Origin of the sequence: Sorangium sp. So ce426 (genome assembly GCF_051475585.1) — a bacterium.
In the GTDB taxonomy this organism is placed as follows: Bacteria; Myxococcota_A; Polyangia; order Polyangiales; family Polyangiaceae; genus Sorangium; species Sorangium cellulosum_B.
Genome location: NZ_CP150341.1, coordinates 8,702,115 through 8,718,937 on the forward strand (window position 1 = coordinate 8,702,115; position 16,823 = coordinate 8,718,937).

14 protein-coding genes are annotated in these 16,823 nt (G+C 70.4%); 3 read left to right on the top strand and 11 right to left on the bottom strand.

The genetic code is table 11. The features are described 5' to 3' along the window. Nucleotides 1–8 precede the first annotated feature (8 nt). Entirely contained in the window at nucleotides 9–1,082 is a 1,074-nt protein-coding gene (locus tag WMF44_RS32345; protein ID WP_437293903.1) for a DUF72 domain-containing protein, read from the bottom strand. 348 nt (nucleotides 1,083–1,430) lie between these two features. Between WMF44_RS32345 and WMF44_RS32350 the strand changes: the two genes are divergently transcribed. Next, nucleotides 1,431–1,832 (top strand): hypothetical protein, encoded by a 402-nt coding sequence (locus WMF44_RS32350; protein ID WP_437293904.1) that lies wholly within the window; start codon nucleotides 1,431–1,433, stop codon nucleotides 1,830–1,832. 82 nt (nucleotides 1,833–1,914) lie between these two features. On the opposite strand, the gene WMF44_RS32355 is transcribed toward WMF44_RS32350, so the two are convergent. From WMF44_RS32355 to WMF44_RS32365, 3 genes are all read right to left on the bottom strand, one after another. Further along, nucleotides 1,915–2,100 (bottom strand): hypothetical protein, encoded by a 186-nt coding sequence (locus WMF44_RS32355; protein ID WP_437293905.1) that lies wholly within the window; start codon nucleotides 2,098–2,100, stop codon nucleotides 1,915–1,917. A gap of 108 nt (nucleotides 2,101–2,208) precedes the next feature. Then, nucleotides 2,209–2,637: an RNA recognition motif domain-containing protein gene (locus WMF44_RS32360; protein ID WP_437293906.1), complete on the bottom strand. Its 429-nt coding sequence runs from the start codon at nucleotides 2,635–2,637 to the stop codon at nucleotides 2,209–2,211. Nucleotides 2,638–3,094: 457 nt separating this feature from the next. Continuing rightward, a complete protein-coding gene (locus WMF44_RS32365) occupies nucleotides 3,095–4,018 on the bottom strand; it encodes an undecaprenyl-diphosphate phosphatase (protein WP_437293907.1) in 924 nt (307 codons plus the stop codon). Nucleotides 4,019–5,154: 1,136 nt separating this feature from the next. Here WMF44_RS32365 and WMF44_RS32370 point away from each other — a divergent pair. Continuing rightward, nucleotides 5,155–5,763 carry a response regulator gene (locus WMF44_RS32370; protein WP_437301638.1) on the top strand — a complete coding sequence of 203 codons (609 nt, stop codon included), beginning with the start codon at nucleotides 5,155–5,157 and terminating at the stop codon, nucleotides 5,761–5,763. Nucleotides 5,764–5,825: 62 nt separating this feature from the next. Here WMF44_RS32370 and WMF44_RS32375 read toward each other — a convergent pair whose 3' ends face one another. Together WMF44_RS32375 and WMF44_RS32380 are read right to left on the bottom strand one after the other, a co-directional pair. Further along, the gene (locus tag WMF44_RS32375) at nucleotides 5,826–6,320 is read right to left on the bottom strand and encodes a VOC family protein (RefSeq protein ID WP_437293908.1); all 495 of its coding nucleotides are present in this window, start codon (nucleotides 6,318–6,320) and stop codon (nucleotides 5,826–5,828) included. 99 nt (nucleotides 6,321–6,419) lie between these two features. Next, nucleotides 6,420–7,304: a helix-turn-helix domain-containing protein gene (locus WMF44_RS32380; protein WP_437293909.1), complete on the bottom strand. Its 885-nt coding sequence runs from the start codon at nucleotides 7,302–7,304 to the stop codon at nucleotides 6,420–6,422. Between the two features lie 147 nt (nucleotides 7,305–7,451). Here WMF44_RS32380 and WMF44_RS32385 point away from each other — a divergent pair, with 147 nt between their 5' ends. Next, nucleotides 7,452–9,875: an NACHT domain-containing protein gene (locus WMF44_RS32385; protein WP_437293910.1), complete on the top strand. Its 2,424-nt coding sequence runs from the start codon at nucleotides 7,452–7,454 to the stop codon at nucleotides 9,873–9,875. Here WMF44_RS32385 and WMF44_RS32390 read toward each other — a convergent pair. The 5 genes from WMF44_RS32390 to WMF44_RS32410 form a co-directional block, all read right to left on the bottom strand. Next, entirely contained in the window at nucleotides 9,790–10,584 is a 795-nt protein-coding gene (locus WMF44_RS32390; RefSeq protein ID WP_437293911.1) for an HNH endonuclease, read from the bottom strand. The two genes, WMF44_RS32385 and WMF44_RS32390, sit on opposite strands and share 86 nt — an antisense overlap. Then, nucleotides 10,544–11,959, bottom strand: a complete 1,416-nt coding sequence (locus tag WMF44_RS32395) for an AAA family ATPase (protein WP_437293912.1) — start codon at nucleotides 11,957–11,959, stop codon at nucleotides 10,544–10,546. Before WMF44_RS32395 ends, WMF44_RS32390 begins: the two co-directional genes overlap by 41 nt. A 134-nt stretch (nucleotides 11,960–12,093) precedes the next feature. After that, nucleotides 12,094–13,215 (bottom strand): ADP-ribosylglycohydrolase family protein, encoded by a 1,122-nt coding sequence (locus tag WMF44_RS32400; RefSeq protein ID WP_437293913.1) that lies wholly within the window; start codon nucleotides 13,213–13,215, stop codon nucleotides 12,094–12,096. 280 nt (nucleotides 13,216–13,495) lie between these two features. After that, nucleotides 13,496–14,158 (bottom strand): hypothetical protein, encoded by a 663-nt coding sequence (locus WMF44_RS32405; protein WP_437293914.1) that lies wholly within the window; start codon nucleotides 14,156–14,158, stop codon nucleotides 13,496–13,498. 210 nt (nucleotides 14,159–14,368) lie between these two features. Beyond that, on the bottom strand, nucleotides 14,369–15,847 hold the full coding sequence (locus tag WMF44_RS32410; protein ID WP_437301639.1) for an amidase: 1,479 nt from the start codon (nucleotides 15,845–15,847) through the stop codon (nucleotides 14,369–14,371). Between the last annotated feature and the right edge of the window lie 976 nt (nucleotides 15,848–16,823).

The window sequence follows — 16,823 nt, forward strand, 5'->3', positions numbered from 1 at the left end:
AGCGAGGCTCAGTGGACGGCCGGGCCTGCCGGGACCGGGGCGCTCTCGTCTGCCAGCGCGGCTGCCCTGCGGGCGAGGAGGGCCATGAGCCCTCTGGCGCCGACCACGGCATGGTCGGACACGCAGTTGTTGAAGATCGCGTGGACCTGCTCTGCCTCCTGGGAGAGCCGCGCGACGGTCTCCGCCCAGGGCGCGAGCTCCACGGGATCGTAGACGTACCTGAACTTCTCGTTCACGCCGACGGGCGCGTCCCAGGTCTCCTCGCGCCGGCCGTGGAAGCGCACCACGGCGAGGCGAGGATCGGCGACGAGGGCGGTGGGAGGCATGCTGTTGTCCTTGCCCTGCGGCTCATCGACGATGACGTAGAACGCGCCGAGATCTCGGAGGAGATCCGCGACGCGCTCGATGCGTCCAGGCTTGCCCCATGACCCGTGCCGGAGCTCGACGGCGAACGGAAGCCCGTCCATGCGCCGCCGGCAATCCTCGATGACACGCACGTTGCCGCGCGTCGCCGTGAACCACGGAGGGAACTGGAAGAGCACATACCCCAGCTTGCCCGCCTGGCGCAGCGGATCGAGCGCCAGCCGGAAGCGCTCCCAGAGCGCGTCTCTGACCTCGGCCGGCAGGTCTGCCGGGTAAAGGCGCCGCCGGTCGAAGAGCGAGGCTGGCAGCGCGCCCTGGACGTCCGGGGGGAGGCGGACGGGCTCCACGGGGTGCTGGGTGAGCGGCGCGAACGCCTTCATGTTGAACACGAAATCAGGCGGAGTCCGCTCGACCCACTGCGCCACCGTCCCCGGACCCGGGAGGGCGTAATAGCTCGAGTTGACCTCGACCACGGGGAACTGGGACGCGTAGAACTTCAGCCGTTGTGCCGGGCTCGACACGCCCTTCGGGTAGAATCGGTGGCTCTTCACCAGGGTCGGGTCCGTCCACCCGGCGGTCCCGGCAAGGGCGTTGCCGATGCGGGCGGGCACAGGCGCGCACGCCGCGAGCGCCGCGGCGCGCGCGAGCCGCTGCTCCTGCTGGTGTGGAGCCTCCTCTGAAGGCGACCGCTGCGGGTCGCGCAGGGCTTCTTCGTGCATATCGGGGGCAACCTAAGGCCTCTTTGCGGCGATGGAACCGCGCGCCCGGAGATACGGCGGCAAGTGCTCATTGCCTCTCACGAAGGTCCTCTCTCCCGTCGTGCGCAACTGCGGGTCGTGCGCGTACGCTCCCGCCCGCTCGACGAGCTCCCGGATTGCCAGATCCTGCTCCAGGCGGTCTTCCGTCACGCTCTCGTCACGCTCTTTCGCCGTGGATGAGGCCACGAATACAGAACGCCGACAACGTGGAGAGCCCAGATTGTGCATGCGCCGACCGGTCGCCTGCGCTATACTGAACAGGGGCCAGGGGGATTGATATATTCCTGCCCGGCAGGACAGAGGTGATCGATGTATTCAGCGAATCGTCGCCGGAATATCGAGCGGGAGGAGCGCATGCTGCTCCGCGAGAAGCGAGAGCAGGCGGCCGGCAAGCTCCTTCAGAAGGTGCCGCAGCTCACGAGCCTGAATCTGGAAATTCGCGAGACCCGGCCCAATTCGGCCATGAATGAGACGCAGTACATTCGCCGCGTCGTTGTCGAGCATGCGCATGCGCTGTTCGAAATGCCGTGCTCGTACTCGTCGTGTGACAACGGCGGCTACGACGTGACGCAGGAGATCCTGCGCGGCCTCGCCTCGCGCACGCCGCGGTTCGAGGGGGAATGCGCCTGTCGAGGGAGCTGTGGTGGCGAGTGCTGCTCCCGGGTCCTCCGCTACGTCGCCACGGCCACGTACCGTAGCCCCGAGGCGTAGGGCGGGCGCTTATCGCCCGGGACGGCGTACGCCGCGAGCGGCGGCCGAGGCGCTGTCCGCGCCTCGGCTCACGCTCCGCGCTTCACTCGGTGATGGGAGGCTGTGGCCCCGGGACGATCCCGGCGATGTCCGGATCCTCCCCCGGTGCCCCGCCGTCGCCGGGGCCCTTTTCCTTGCGGCGCGCGAGACGGTTCGCGTCTTTCTCGCGCTGCTTTTCCTGCCGGGCGCGTTCTTTTTGCCGCTTCATTGCTGCCTGTTTCTGCTGCATAGGGAGCCAGGCCTTTCCGCGCCTCCGGGCGGCGCGTTCTTCAGCACCTCGCGGTGCGTCCTGAAGGCGCAGGCGCGGCGCACGAGCGGCGCCGCGCCGCGCCCGCGATCAGTACCGGTCGCCGCGACCGCCGCGGCCGCCGGAGCCACCGCGACCGCCGCGGCCACCGCCGCCGCCGCCGCCGTAGCCGCCGCCACCGAAGCCGCCGCCGCCGCCGCCGAAGCCGCCCCCACCGCCCCCACCGCCGCCGCCGAAGCCGCCCCCGCCGCCGCCGCCGAAGCCGCGCGCCGGGCGCTCCTGCGCTTCGTTGACCTTGAGCGCGCGGCCGTCGAGGACCGCGCCGTTCAGCTGCGAGATCGCGCTGTTCGCGGCCTGGGCCGAGCCCATGGTCACGAACGCGAAGCCGCGCGGCTGCCCCGTCTCGCGGTCGGTCGGCATCGCGATCTCACGGACCTCGCCGGCTGCGGCGAACGCGGACTCGAGGGTCTCGCGGGTGGTGCTGAACGAAAGGTTTCCTACGTAGAGACGATTTCCCATGCCATCCTGCTTTTTTTTACGGCTTTCTGGTGCGCCACTGCGGCGCTCTCGGCCTGCCATCCGACGAAGCCGTAACGGATCGAACGGAGACGTGCCGCGCGGAACTCCCGCGCGGTCACACGGTGCGTCGTCCAGTCGTCCGAGCGAGCTGCAGGCTCCCTCACGAGAGGGAAACAGGAAAGCGTCGTATCGAGGGCCAGGGACGTTCGTGAGAAGAAGCATCCTAGCCCGATGCGCCGTCCTTCGCAAGCGGGCCGTCCGTGGTCGAGGCCACCGCGCGTCTGTGTTCGCGTGTTCGCGTTTTCGCGCCTCGCGCCTCGCGCCTCGCGCCTCGCGCCTCGCGCCTCGCGCCTCGCGGCGCCTCGCGCCTCGCGGCGCCTCGCGCCTCGCGCCTCGCGCGGGCGCGCCGGCTCCACGCGGCCTCCTGCGCGCCTCGCCGCGCCAGCTGGCTGTAGGGTTACGGGCGGCTCGGGTGATCGCCGGTACGGGCGAGGCCGTCCGCTGCCGCCGCGACGTCCCCCCGCGGCGCGGGTGAGGCCGCGGCGGCGCCGGCCTCGGCGGGGGCGGAGCGGCTGGCGATCCAGAGCCAGAGGACGAGGGCGCCGAGCGCGACGCGGTACCAGCCGAACGGCGCGAGGCCATAACGCTTCAGGTAACGCAGGAAGACCGCGATCACGAGCAGGGCGACGGCGAACGAGACGGCGAGCCCGACCACGAGCGCCACGATCCCGCCTGGGGCGTCGAGCAAGGCGCGGCCGTTCTTGACGAGATCGAAGACGGTCGCGGCGCCGAGCGTGGGGATGGCGAGGAGGAACGAGAACTCGGCGGCCGCGGCGGTGCTGAGGCCGGAGAGCTGCCCGCCGACGATGGTGGTCATCGAGCGCGACGCGCCGGGCCAGAGCGAGAAGCACTGCGCGAAGCCGATCGCGAGCGCGCGCTGGAGCGTGACGTCCTCGACGCGCGGGGCGCCCTGATCCGGCCGGCGGCGGCGGACCGACTCGACGCCGATCATCAGGAAGCCGCCGACGATGAGCGCGGCCGCGACGGGCCCCGGGCCGAACAGGTGCGCCTTGATGGCCTTGTGGAAGAGCAGGCCGACCACGGCGGCGGGGAGAAACGCGAACGCGAGGGCGAGCGCGAGGCGGAGGCTGTCCGGATCCCGCCGGACCATGCCGCGCACGGTGGTCGAGAGGCGCTCGCGGAAATAGACGACGACGGCGAGCACCGCGCCGAGCTGGATCACGATATCGAGCGTCTTCGCCGCCTCGCTCTGGTGACCGAGCCACGCGCCGAGCAGGATGAGATGACCGGTGGACGAGACGGGAAGGAACTCGGTCAGGCCCTCGAGGACCCCGAGCAGGACGGCATCGAACCAGAACATTGCGCCGAGTCTACCCTCAGGCGGGCGAGAGGTGCTCGAGAGCGTGCACGGGATCGGGCTGCGTGGCGGGATCGGGGCGCCGCGGAGGCGGCGCGGCGGAGGGCGCCGGCCGTCGGCGCGAGATCCCGTGGAGGCTGGGCCTCCGAGCGCCGCGCCGCCAGCCACGCGGGCGATCGGCGCCGGCGGCGGGACGCGCCGGCGGGGGTACGCTCGACCGCGACGTGCGCGTCGTCCTCGCGGGGACGATCTCGCCGGCGATGGCCGCGCAAGGCGCGAAGAGCCGCGCGTTCCGGAGCCGCGCGCGGCGGTGATCGCGGCCGCGCATGGAGGACGTGGAAGAAAGCGTCGTAGTCGGCGCTCACCTGGGCCAACGAGCGGAGAGGGCGCCAGCAGCACAGCGGTGATCGCCTCTGCCCCCGTCCGCGTCGATTACGAGCCGTTTCACGAGCCATCGCTCGGCGGACTCAACAGGAGTGATCGAGGCACCTGCCCGTCGCCACCGCGGTTCGCCCCACGGTTCGACGCGGGCGATCGCACGGGCTGACGCAAGCTGCAGAGCACGAAAACGCCAGCTCCCCACGAACAGAGCACCTGGGACAGGGGGAAGTCCCGACAGAAACAGGGAAGTCCCGATCAACCCGTAAGTGCCAGCCGCGCGAAGACGAGCGAAGGAGAGAGGAAGGGCACCGCGAGTACCACAGCTCACACAATAACCATGTGAAGATTCGAACAATGCACATTTGTTTCCACCGTGCATCGCGATCGTGACCCGCGGCGGGCGCCCGCAGCCGCGCTGAACTGGGCCGTTCGCGTTGCATCTTCGACGTCCCGAGCGCCTCCGCGACACCGTCCAAGCAGGTCGAACGGAACTCGAGATCTTCGTGCTGGTCTGTCGAGAGGGCATGTTGCGCGGTTGACTCGAACAAACATCGTCGTGTACACCTCGATAGAACAGGCCGTCGGCGCCGGGGGGTGCCGCCGTGCAGGCCATCGACACCACGCAAGCGCGCTCGCGCACTTCCGCGGCACAGCGGCAGGAGATGCGGGCCCGCGATCGTCGCAGGGAGGCAGCCACCGTGTCATCGACCGTAAGAGTCCATCGCACCTCTTCGCAGGGTCAGCACAGGGACGCCACGATCTCGTCTTCCCGACGAAAGTATTGCGTCCTCGTCGTCGACGACGACGAAAGGGCGCTGAGGTCCATTTCCGCGGTCCTCTCCGGGGACGTCGACGTCGTGGAATGTACGTCGGCGGAGCAGGCGCTCGTCTTGCTCGAGACCAGGGAGTTTCACCTGGTCTGCTCCGACGTGGTGATGCCTGGGATGAAAGGGGACGAGCTGCTCCGGAGGGTGGCGAACATGCCCGTGTACACGAGCTGTCTCCTCATCACCGGCGCCGAGGAGTACACGCGCTCGAAGGAGGCCGTGTATCACCACGTCCTGCTCAAGCCGTTCAATCCGGCCCGGCTCACGGCGCTCGTCCTTCAGCTGGCGCGCCTCACCGAGATGAAGCGCTCGGTCCACTCGATGGCGGACTCGCTCACGCCGACGGACGCCGGGAGCGAGCTCGTGTCGTGCGGCTGGCCCGACGCCGGCATGGCGCCGGAGTCGTCGCACGCGCCGAGATCCACGAGGCTGGAGGCCTGCGTGACGTGCGGCGCCACGCCGCACGATCTGCCGCACGAGCCGGAGCCGTCGAGGGCCGCCGCGTCCGCGCCCCGCGCCCGGAAGCGATGGGCCCGGTGAGCCTGCGGCCGCGCCGCCGCGTCGTGGGCGGAGGCGCGGCGGCGCGGCCGTCGCGGCGCGGGTCAGGCGCCGCTCGGGCCCTGCTCTTCCCACCACTTCGCCATGCGCACCTGCATCTCCTCGACCGAGACGTCCTCGATGACGGCCGACAGGATCCACTGGTGCCCGAACGGGTCCTCGATCCTGCCCTCTCGCCGGCCGTAGAACTGGTCCGCGATCGGGTAGATGATCTTGGCCCCCGCCTCGACGGCGCGCGCGGCGACCGCGTCGGGGTCCTCGACGTTCAGCGTGAGGACGATCGGCGAGCCGCCGAGCGCCTTCGGGCCGCGCGCGTTCCACTGGGGGGCCTCGTCGGCGACGCTGATGACGGAGTCGCCGATCACGAGCTCGGCGCAGACGATGGCGCCGCCGAGCTTCGGGTCGGCGAGGCGCAGCTTCTCGGTCGCGCCGAACACCTTCTTGTAGAAGGCGATGGCGTCGGGCGCGCCGGCGACGACGATGTGCGGCACGACGGCGTGGTACGGGGGCGGGGCGATGGGGTGGGGTCGCTGGGTCATGGGCGAAGGATGCCCACGCGGCCGGAGCGGGTATTGTAAAAACGTGCCGGCCTGCCGAGCCGGCCGAGCTGGCAGCGCCGGCTCGGCCAGCGCAGGCGGTCAGCCGTCGAGCGGGACATGGTTCCGCTCGCGGCGCCTGGTCACGTACTCGGTGGGCGTGAGGCCGGCGAACGCGCGGAAGTCGTGGATGAAGTGCGCCTGGTCGTAATAGCCGCACGCGGCCGCGACGCCCGCCCAGGAGACGCGCTCGCCGCGCTCGATCGCGGAGAGCGCCTGCTGGAAGCGCTGAACGCGGCAATAACGCTTCGGGGTGAGGCCGACCCGCTCGGTGAAGCTCTGGATGAACCGCTTCGAGCTCATCCCGAGCTGCCCTGTCACGTCGGCCACGGTCCACGCGCGGGAGGGATCGACGAACGCGCCGAGCGCGAAGTCGACCGCGGGATCGCGCTCGAGCGGCCCGCGCGGGCGGACGAGGCGCGACGCGAGCGCGGACTCGAGGGCGCGGAGCCTCTCCTCGGGGGTCTTCGCCTCGAGGACGCGCTCGCGGACGAGGGCGGCCTCGCGGCCCCACAGCGCGTCGAGCGAGACGTGGGCGCCGCCGAGCGCCGCGGCGTCCGGGCCGAAGAACGGGGCCGCGCCGCCCGGGGAGAGCTCCGCGCCCACGATCGCGCGCTGCTCCGCCGCGTCGATCGCGAAGTGCTCGGCGTGGGCGCCGCAGACGGCGATGCCGGAGAGGCGGTGGCAGCGGGCTGGGGCGCGGGGGCCGGGTGCGCCGCCGTCGGCAGCGACGTGCTCGGCGGCGCCGTCCTCGGCAGCGCCGTCGTACCAGCGCAGCTCGTCCTCGGCGAGGTTGATGAGGAGGCTCATGGCGCCGGTGGGGAGCACCCGCTCCAGCAGGTCGGGGAGCTCGGGGGCGGCGTAGTACCAGAGCAGGCGGACGAAGCGGCCGAGGGGGGGAGGCGGGGTGTAGGTGACGAAGCGCATGGGGCGGCCCGGAGGGGCAGCATGCCATGGGCGGAGGCGTGAGGAAGCCGTTCCAGCCACGTGGCGTAGCCAGCGAGGCGCGGCCCGGAAGGAGCGCAGCGCTCGGCGGCTGGACGGTGGGGAGGGCGATCTCTAGGATGCCGGCTCGTGACGACGGCCGTACGAGAGGCGAAGACCCGGGCGGGGCGAGGCAAGACCGTCGGGGCGAAGCGCCGCTCGAAGGTGGCACCCACGACGGCGGCGTCCAAGGAGGCGGTGCTCGACGCGATCTTCGCCGACGCGCCGGAGACCCCTCGGGCGAGCGGCGACCTGCCCGAGATGGTCCGCAAGAACCGGCGCGAGCGGGCGAGGCGGCGGCTGCTCGATGCGCTCGAGGCGCGCGGGAATCACCCGGTCCCGGAGGGGCTGCGCGGCGAGCTGCGCTCGCTCGTGGAGCGGTGGGCGCAAAGGGGCTTCGAGGATGCGTTTCCGGAGGCGGATGCGTTCGAGATCCGCTGCGCGGAGGAACGGGCCGTGCTCGATGCGGCAGCCCGCGGTGACGACGAAGCGCGCTTCGCGGCCGCGGAGCGGGCCTACCGGCGGGAGGTAGAGACGAGATACGGGCAGATCGAGATCCGTGGGCTCCAGCTCAGCGCGCGCGTGCGGCAGGATCTCGATATCGCCTATGTGCCGCTGCACGTCGAGGAACCGTCCGAGGCAGTGCGCTCGGCGAAGCCCAGAAAAACAACTGGCAAGAGACCAAAGGATGAAGCGACGACGCTGGAAGCCGAGGCGGCCAGCGCCATGCTGCGCGTGTTGGAGCGGCCACGGGTGCTCGCGACGGACGCGCTCGTGGACCACCCGCGGCTCCTGATCGTCGGCGAGCCGGGCAGCGGCAAATCGACGCTCCTCGCGTACCTGGCCACGCGCGCCGCCCGAGGTGAGCTGGCCACATCCATTCCAGGGCGCGGGCCTGAATCCATTCCCTTTCTCGTACCGGTGCGAGCCATTCATGAGGCCACAGCGAGCCCGGAGGGGATCGCTCGCGCGGCCGGCGTAGAGCCCTGGTTCGTGGAAGCGGCGCTCCGACGCGGTCGAGCGTTGCTCCTCGTCGATGGCCTCGACGAGGCACGGGCCGAGGTGACAGGGAAGGTGCTGCCAACGCTCACGGCGACGCTCGACGCACATCCCGGGACCTCGGTGGTCGTCACGACGAGGCCGGTCGCCGCCCCCGGCAGGGGTGAGACCGCACCCAGGAGCTTTGCGCGTGCACGCCTCCTGCCGATGACGCGCGACGAGGTCGCCGTCTTCATCGACCGATGGTGTCTGGCGGCCGAGCTGAGCCTCAACAAGCCACGTGAACAGGCCGAGATCGACGCACGCGCCGCCGCGGACGATCTGAAAGAGCGGGTGCGGGCGAGCCGGGCGATCGAGAAGCTCGCGGAGACTCCCCTCCTCTGCTCCGTCATCTGCGTCGTCCACCGCTTCCTCGGGCAGCGGATCCCGGAGCGGCGGGTCGCCCTCTACGAGGCCATCACCAACGTCCTGCTCTACGAGTGGGATCGCGCGAAGTTCGCGGAGGGCGCCGCCATCGGCAAGCTCGACGCGCACGCGAAGCGCGCCCTGCTCGCCCGGCTCGGGCTCTCCATGCACAGGGCGCGCATGGCGGAGCTGCCCGCGGAGGAGGTCGTACGACGGCTCGCGGCGCACCTGCCGGATCTCGGCCGCCCGGAAGAGGAAGCCGCCTCGATCGTGGCCGAGATCCGCGACCGCAACGGCGTGCTCGTGGAGCGGGCGCCGGGGTCGTTCGCGTTCTCGCACCTGACGTTCCAGGAGTACCTCGCCGCGATGGAGCTCGTGAACGCGCACGCTTACGACGAGCTTCTGCGCAACTACAAAGACAAGTGGTGGCATGAGGTCATCGTCCTCGCAGCCGGTTTTCCAGGGACGCACGCCGACCGGATCATCCGCGGGCTTCTCGACAAGGACGGCGAGGGCGTGGCGGAAGGGACGATGCTCGCTGCGCAATGCGCAGAGACCGCCGTCGAGGTGAGGCAGGCGCTGCGGAAGGAGATCGAGAAGCGCGTGGCACGGCTTGTACCGCCGGCGAGCCCGACGGAGGTCAAGACGCTTCACCATCTCGGTGAAGTTGCTGGACCGGTGCTTCTTCGCCTGCTCGACAAGACGAGCACGGAAGGGAGAGCATCGATCGTCATGGCGCTTGCCTACATGCGCTATGAGCCAGCGACCAGGGCGATCATCAAATTGCTCAAGGACCCGAGCCAGACCCGTCGTCCGTTCCCAGTCCTTCACAAGATGACAGAGGCGACCTACACGCTGGCCGAGTGCGCCGCTCTCTTTGTGGTGATATTGGTCAGGGTCTCGGAGGCAGCTTTCTCCGCCTTCCTCGACGCCATGCCCCCGGCTGACCCAAGCGCCATTTCGGTTCTGCGGCAGTTCAGCAAAGCGGAGCGGAACCCCCAGGAGCGCGCCAAGCTCGAAGCGCTCATCGCCCGCGCCAAGGCCGCCCACGCGAGGGCTTCTTCCGCTTCCGCCGCCCGCTCGCCCAGACGCGCCGCACGTTCTGGTTGATCGCCTCGGAGAACGCCACCGGCCGCTTGATCAGCACGTCCTGAAGCTCGATTCCAGAACACCGCATCAACCTCCTCACGAAGTCGAGATGGCACTGGATCGCCGTTCCCCGGTGCTGCGTGAGCCAGTAACGCGTCAGGCCGAAGTCCTCGACGGTGCGCCTCGCCTGCTCATCGCCTTCACGGGCCGCGATCTCGCCGTTCTCCGCGAACACGAAGCGGCTGCCCGGGTCGCCCTCGTCGGGGCGGACATACCCGCCGGCCGGCCACCTGTCGTGCTTCGCGCCGTTGCACGCCATGCACGCCATGAAATAGTTCTTCCAGTCGTACGCCTGCGCGGGAAAGCGCGCCTTGGGCCGGAAGTGCTCGACCTGCCCCGGCGGCTTCTCCTCCCCCTTCGTCCCGGGGTGATTCGAGCTCACCGGAGACTGGCAGTAAGCGCAAAATCCGTGGGACATCCCCGCGATCGCTTGCCGCACCCGCTCATCGGCGCGCCAGACCGGCGGAAGCTCCGGCTTCCCCTTCTCGTCAGCCGGCAGCACCTCCGGCGCGTAGCTGGTGAACCCCTTCTTCCGCTTCGCCCCTTGCTCGGCAAGCCTCTCGAAGGCCCGCGCCTTCTTCCAGAACGCCGCCGCGTCCGGGAACGCCGCGTCGACCGTTTCTCGCCAGTCAGCGGGCGGCTTTACGCCTCTTCGCCGGAGCCGGATCACGCCGTCCCCCTCCCTTCGCGGAAAGCTGCGCATCCAGCCGCCTGAGCAGCGCGATCTGCGTCCGCGCGATCTCGGAGAGCAGCGGCCCCTTGCCCTCCCGCTCCTCCTCCCGCGCGAGCACGCCCTGAAGCTGGTCCAGCGTCTCGAGCAACTCCTGCCGGTCGCGCGCCGTCGCCGTGCCGCCCTCGACCTTCCGCCGGAGCTCCGCGGCCTTCCGCTCCAGCGCCTCGTACGTCGGCGACAGGCGCGAGGGGACGTCGAAGACAGCGTCGTCCACCATCACCGAGTCGACCTCCGCACCGTCGAGCCGCTCAAGATCACCCTTCGTCAAGAGCCGCACCGTCGTGCCCTCGCCCGGCATCTCGTCCAGCACGAGGATCTGGATCTCGCGCTCCCTGTCGTCGATGGCCGCCTGCACCACCGCGGGCGAGTGCGTGGTCAGCACGAAGCGCGTGCGCGGGAACAGGCCCGTGAGCTGGTCGATGATCCGCCGCTGCCAGCGCGGGTGCAGGTTCAGGTCGACCTCGTCGATGGCCACCATGGCCTCGCCCGCGAGCGGGTCGTCGAGCGCGGAGAAGAGCTGCGCGTAGCGGATCGCGAGATCCAGCACGACGGAGAGCATCGCGCGGTAGCCGTCGGAGAGCTCCGTGATGGAGAGCGCCACGCCCGAGCGACGGAACGCCGCCACGCGGCGCCCTTCCTGCTCGACGATCTCCACGTCTTCGATGCGCCTGTCGAGCCCCACGAGCCACTCGTGGAGCCGCGTCCAGACCACCCGCGCAGCGGGGTCGTACTCGCCGCGCTCCTCCAGGAGCGCGACGTAGGCGGCGAGGTCCCGGAAGAGGTACTCGTCGAAGTCGACGAGCGTGCGCGTGGCCGGGCGGCGCAGCGCGTCCTCGAGGTGCGACGGGAGCGCCCGGGCCAGCGCCTGCTCCCACTCCGGACCGAGGAGCGCGGGCCCGGTCGCCTGGCGCGGCCTGACCGGCGGGCGCAGCGCGCGATACTGCCCGTAACCGAAGACGTGGTGCCCACGCGGGAGCCGCGCGCGCTGGGAGCGCTCTGCCCCATCGGTCCAGCGCGCGATCGGCTCGGGGCCGGCACCGTAGAGCGCGATCGACCCGGCCGACCCGCCGTGGCGCAGCGGAAACCGGTCGAGCCCCTCGCCGTCGCCGGGCGCGAGCGAGGCGAGCGCCTCGACGATGCTCGTCTTGCCGGAGCCGTTCTGCCCGATGATGACCGTGACCTGCGCCCCGAGCGGCACCTCGCTGTGCACGAAGCAGCGGACGTTCTCGAGGACGAGCCGTGATCCTTCAACGGTGCCCGCCCCCATCGGGGGCACGGGCGGCGACTTGGCCTGCGTGCGACGCTTCGTCACCCGCCGACTATAGCCAGAAGCACCGCAGAGAGCGCGCTTCCCGGCGCAGCTTCATGAAGCCAGGGCGCCCGCTCAGCGGCGCATGGGCTCGAAGGCACGGGGAGCGCAAATGCCGCCACGACCATCGCCCCACCTCAGTAAGGCGGCAGCATCCGCCGGAATCCGTGGCCCAGCGCCAGCGCCAGGAAGACCAGGTTGCGCAGCGGCAATACCGGCCAGAAGAGGCCGAGTGGCCCTTCCGCTCGGGCGGTTCGCTCCTCCCCCGCAGCGGCGCCCTCCCCTTGTTCGCCCCGGAACACCCGCGCGAGCCGCGCGCCGAGCCGCCGCATCCACGCGATCGACCGCGGGAACTCGGCGATCCCGTCGAGCCACGCTCGCGGGATCCCGCGCGCCCCCACCGTCGCGCCCGCGAGGCCGCCGACGATCGCGCCCGTGCTGTCGGCGTCGCCGCCGAGCAGGATCACGTCCTCCACCGCGCGGCGGAAATCGCCCGGGTGCGCGAGCCAGCAGAACAGGGCCGCTGGAACGGTGTCCACGATGAAGCCGCTCACGCCCTGATGGAGGCCTATCGCCGCGGCGAAGTCCTCCGCCGAGGCGCGCCGGCCGAGCAGCTCCGCCGCGCGCTCGAGCCTGCGGCGGAGCTCCTCGTCCGCGACGCGCTCGCGGAGCAGCGCGAGCAGCTCGGCCGGGTTCACCTGCTCGGGCGCGCGCACCGCGGCATACGCGGCCGCGAGCGCGATGATCCGCGCGCCCTCCTCGGCGCGTGGATCGGTGTGCGTGAGGCGCGTGGACGCGCGCACCATGGAATCGATGCGCGAAGGCGTGAGCGCGAGGGCCGCCCCCAGGATCGGCGCGCGCATCGCGGCGCCGTTGCCCGCGGAGAAGACGCCGCTCCGCTCCGGCGAGAACCCGAGCCACAGCTTGAGGATCGCCCGCAAGGTGGCGTAACCGACGCCCGCCGGCAGCGAGGCGAGCCAGCCGCGGAGCTGCCACGCGAGCGCGCGCGCGAACCGCGCCGTGTCCCGCGGCGCAGCCAGGAGCGCCTGGGCCGTCATGCACGCGTGCTCGGCGTCGTCGCTGATCATCCCGCGGCCGAGCACGAAGCGGTGCTCGATTGGCGACGCGCCGAAGAGGCGAGCGGCGCGGCGGCGCGACAGGCCCTCTCTGGGCAGGCCGAGCGCGTCGCCGACCGCCGTCCCGAGGAGGACGCCGGCGAGGCGGTCCTCGCGATCGATGGGTATCGTCTCGATGGCCATGCGAACACGTATTTCACGTTCCGTGCCCGGAGAGCGCGGCGGAGAGCCGCGCTTTCACCCGCCCTGGCCAGGGTGGCGGCTCGCCAGGTTGGCAGTCCCTCGACAGGCTGATCGACACCGTGTCGCGAGAGCCGCGGCAACCCGCTCCGGAACGGGCCCTCCTCGGCGCTTTCGGCGCTCCGCGCGCGTGGCTGGCTACGCCCGCCGGCGCCGCCGCGCGAGCGCGAGGCCGGCGAGCGCGGCGAACGCAGCGGCGCCTCCCCCCCAGGACGCCTGCGCCTCAGGGGCAGCGTGGAGCTGTGTACTCGCCGCTGGGATCGGTTTCCCAGAGCGAGCCCACGCTGAGGCGGAAGCGCACTTCGGCCTCGTCGATGGAGAGGATCTCGAGCGTGCCCGGTCCAAACGACCCGCCGCCCCACGGGCAGTCGTCCGGCCGCGGAGAGTAGGGCTCGCCCGTCTCGCTCATGTGGCTATAGCTGACGAGCGCGGGATCCTCGAGATCGTAGACGCCGACCTGCTGGTAGGCGCTGGGCAGCACGATGCTCAGCGCCCAGTGCCCGCCGCAGGTGAGATGCGTGGTCGGGGAGCCGCACGAGACACCGAGATCCGATGCACGAAGGAAGAGGTCATCGGGATCGAGCGCGGGGCCGCCGCCCGACCCGCTGCTGCTGCCGCCGACGTCACCCTGGCTCTCCCAGTACCGGTCCCAGAGCACCTCCATCTGAGCGCGCGTCAAGGCGACAGCCGGCAACGCATCACCTGGCTCGGCGTCGCCCCCGGAGCTGCCGCTGCCCGCAGTGTCGATCGAGCCGCTCTCGCCCGGCGGATCGGCGGGGTCGCTCGCGCCGCCGTCGTTCATCGCGCCCTCGATGAAGCTCACGTCACAGGCGGCCAGCAGGAGGGGCGCCAGGACCAACAGCATGGAAGCGTTCTTCGTCGTCATGGCGTCCACCATTGCACGACCAGCGCCAACCGGATGGCAGACCAAAACCGCGGCAAAACGACGGTGCAACACGCAACCTGTGCCGCGGGTGTGCCAGCGTGCGCCTTGGCGCCCTGGCACCGTCCTCCGGTTGTGCCGCCGGCTTCCTCGCGTCCCTGGGGGGCATCGTCCCTCGCACCCCCGGCAGCGCCGGAGGTGCGAGGCGCGAGCTCACCACGAGGTCAGCTGAGCTTCGATCCTGTGTTGAGTCGCCTGCTCGTAATCGTAGGCGAACCCGAGCAGCTCGGCCTCGCTCCAGTGAGGGCCGACGAAGATCAGGCTGAAGGGAGCCCCGTCGCTGTATTGACCAGCGGGCACGACCACCCCGGGCAAGCCCGCGATGTTGATCGCGGACTCCGTCGTCGCGGGATACGTGTCCGAGCCTGACAGCTCCGGCACCGTGTCATAGGTCTGCGGAAACGCGAGGCCGTCCAGATCGTGCGTCGCCATCACGGAATTGAAGACGTTCACGTACTGGTCCCGCAGGGCCCAGAAGCCAGACAGATCGGGCGCGTCCTCGGGGAAGAGCAGCGAGGCGGCCAGCACGGGGAGCTCGTCGACGTACCAGGACAGCGGCCCGCCGACGGGATCGAACGGAGATATCCCCGTGAGGGCCGCCAGTCCGTCGATCGAGCCGACGATATTCCCGCCGACCTTGACCCCCTTGAGGTAGCGCTGGAAGTCGTAGGCCACAGACTCCGTCCCTCGCATGTCGTAGGGCTCACCGGGCAAGGCCAGATCGGCGAAGCCGCTCCCGGCGAAGGGATCTGCGACGACGATCGCGCCTTCGTCCTCCAGCTCCTCGATCGTTTGCGCGTACAGCGCTTGCGTCTCGGGAGACAGGCCGCCGTTGCGCCACCCCGAGCCGTACAGGCCGATTCGCTTTCCGCAGAGGGCGGTCTTGCTCAGCTGGCTCGTGTAGCCCCCCGCGGGAAGGTGTCCGTTGGACAGGCTCGTCTTGGGGTCCTCCGGGGAGTAGCCCGCGAGGATATCCATCACCATGGCGGCGTCGCGGACAGTCCGCGCGATGGGGCCCACCACGTCTCTCGTGCTGGCGGCCAGGGGCACGACGCCGGCCGTGGGGACGAGCGCGAACGTCGGCTTGATGCCGACGAGGCTCTGCGCGGCCGCAGGGTTCTGGATGGATCCCCCCGTCTCCTCCGCGAGGCCGAGCACGGCGAAGTTGCCGGCCACCGCCGTGGCTGTGCCGCTGCTGCTCGCCCCGGGCACCAGGGTCGGGTCCACGGCGTTGTAGGTGGGCCCCGCCCAGCTGCTGTTCGCCCGGGTGCCGTCGTCGCTGAAGGCCGGGATGTTCGTCTTCCCGAGGATGATGGCCCCGGCGGCGATCAACCGATCGACGACGACCGAGTTCTTGATGGGGAGCAGATCGACGCCGCCGGCGACCTGCGAGCTGAGCGGAGCCCAGCCCGCCGTCGACGGCAAGCCGACGTGATCCATCGACTCCTTGATGACAACGGGGATCCCGGCCAGGGGGCCGAGGGGCACGCCGATCCTCCGCTTCCTGTCGATCTCGCGCGCCTGCGCGACGGCGTTCGGGTTCATCGAGGTGAACGCGTTGTAGGACGACTCGTACTGCGCGATCCTCGCGAGATACGCGTTCGTCAGCGCCTCCGCCGTATAACGGCGCATCACGTACGCCAGCTGCACCTTCGAGATCGTCAGCTCAGATACGTCGATAGCGGGAACGCCGACGGGGGCGGTCGCACCATAGGTGGTGCTGGGAGCCCCTGCGGCAATACCAACGAAAATGGCTGCTACCAAGGCAGCGCCAGACAGAATGTTCTTGTTCACGATGGACTGCTCCCTCTCACTTCAGGATATCGACCCTATGCCGGATGAACCTCCGCCGTCGGGTGCCGATTCGGAGCCTCGAGCTCGAGTCGCACGAGTGCAGCGGACCAGAGCTCGACGAGGCATGGAATCGTCGCGCTCCGCTCGTTCAAGGCCATGTGATGGCGCCCGTCGCTCCGGACGAACCGCCAACCCGTGACAATGACAACACCAACCCGTCCAGCGAACCGACTGGCTCGCACCCTCTCGACGGTTCGTCGAGAGCCAATTTAGCTAGGATGTACAGCGGCCTTGAGCAGAAGATTCTTCGTGGCTTTTTACCAGCCAAGCAGGTGACACAGAGACAGAAGTAACGCGCCTCGAATGCGGTCGCTCTCCTACAAAGATGAAGAATATGCGAGAGCTAGGCGCATCATACTTCATGTAAGATATAGCAAGTCGGGGTTCGGTGGCAAGTTGATGTTCGAATTTTTTGAATAGTTTGGGATTCTCGCTGCCTCCCTTGTGCTCCACGTCTGGCTCTAGCCACGCTGGCCGCGCTGGCCGCGCTGGCCGCGCTGGCCCCGCTGGCCGCTGCACCGCGGCTTGCTGGCACGCACCGTGCAGCGTGCAGCCGTCGGGGCGGCGCCTCGCCGGCAGCGACGGAGCAGCCTTGTGACCGGCAGTCATCATCATGGCGCAAACCGCTCGGGGCGCGTGCGGGTGTCGCCGGGGGCGGGGCGACGTCGGTCCCGTCCATCTGACACGGGGCGTTGCGCGTCGCCCAGCGGCCCAGCGATGCGCGGAGGGGCACGCTCGTCGAGGCGGCCGCTGC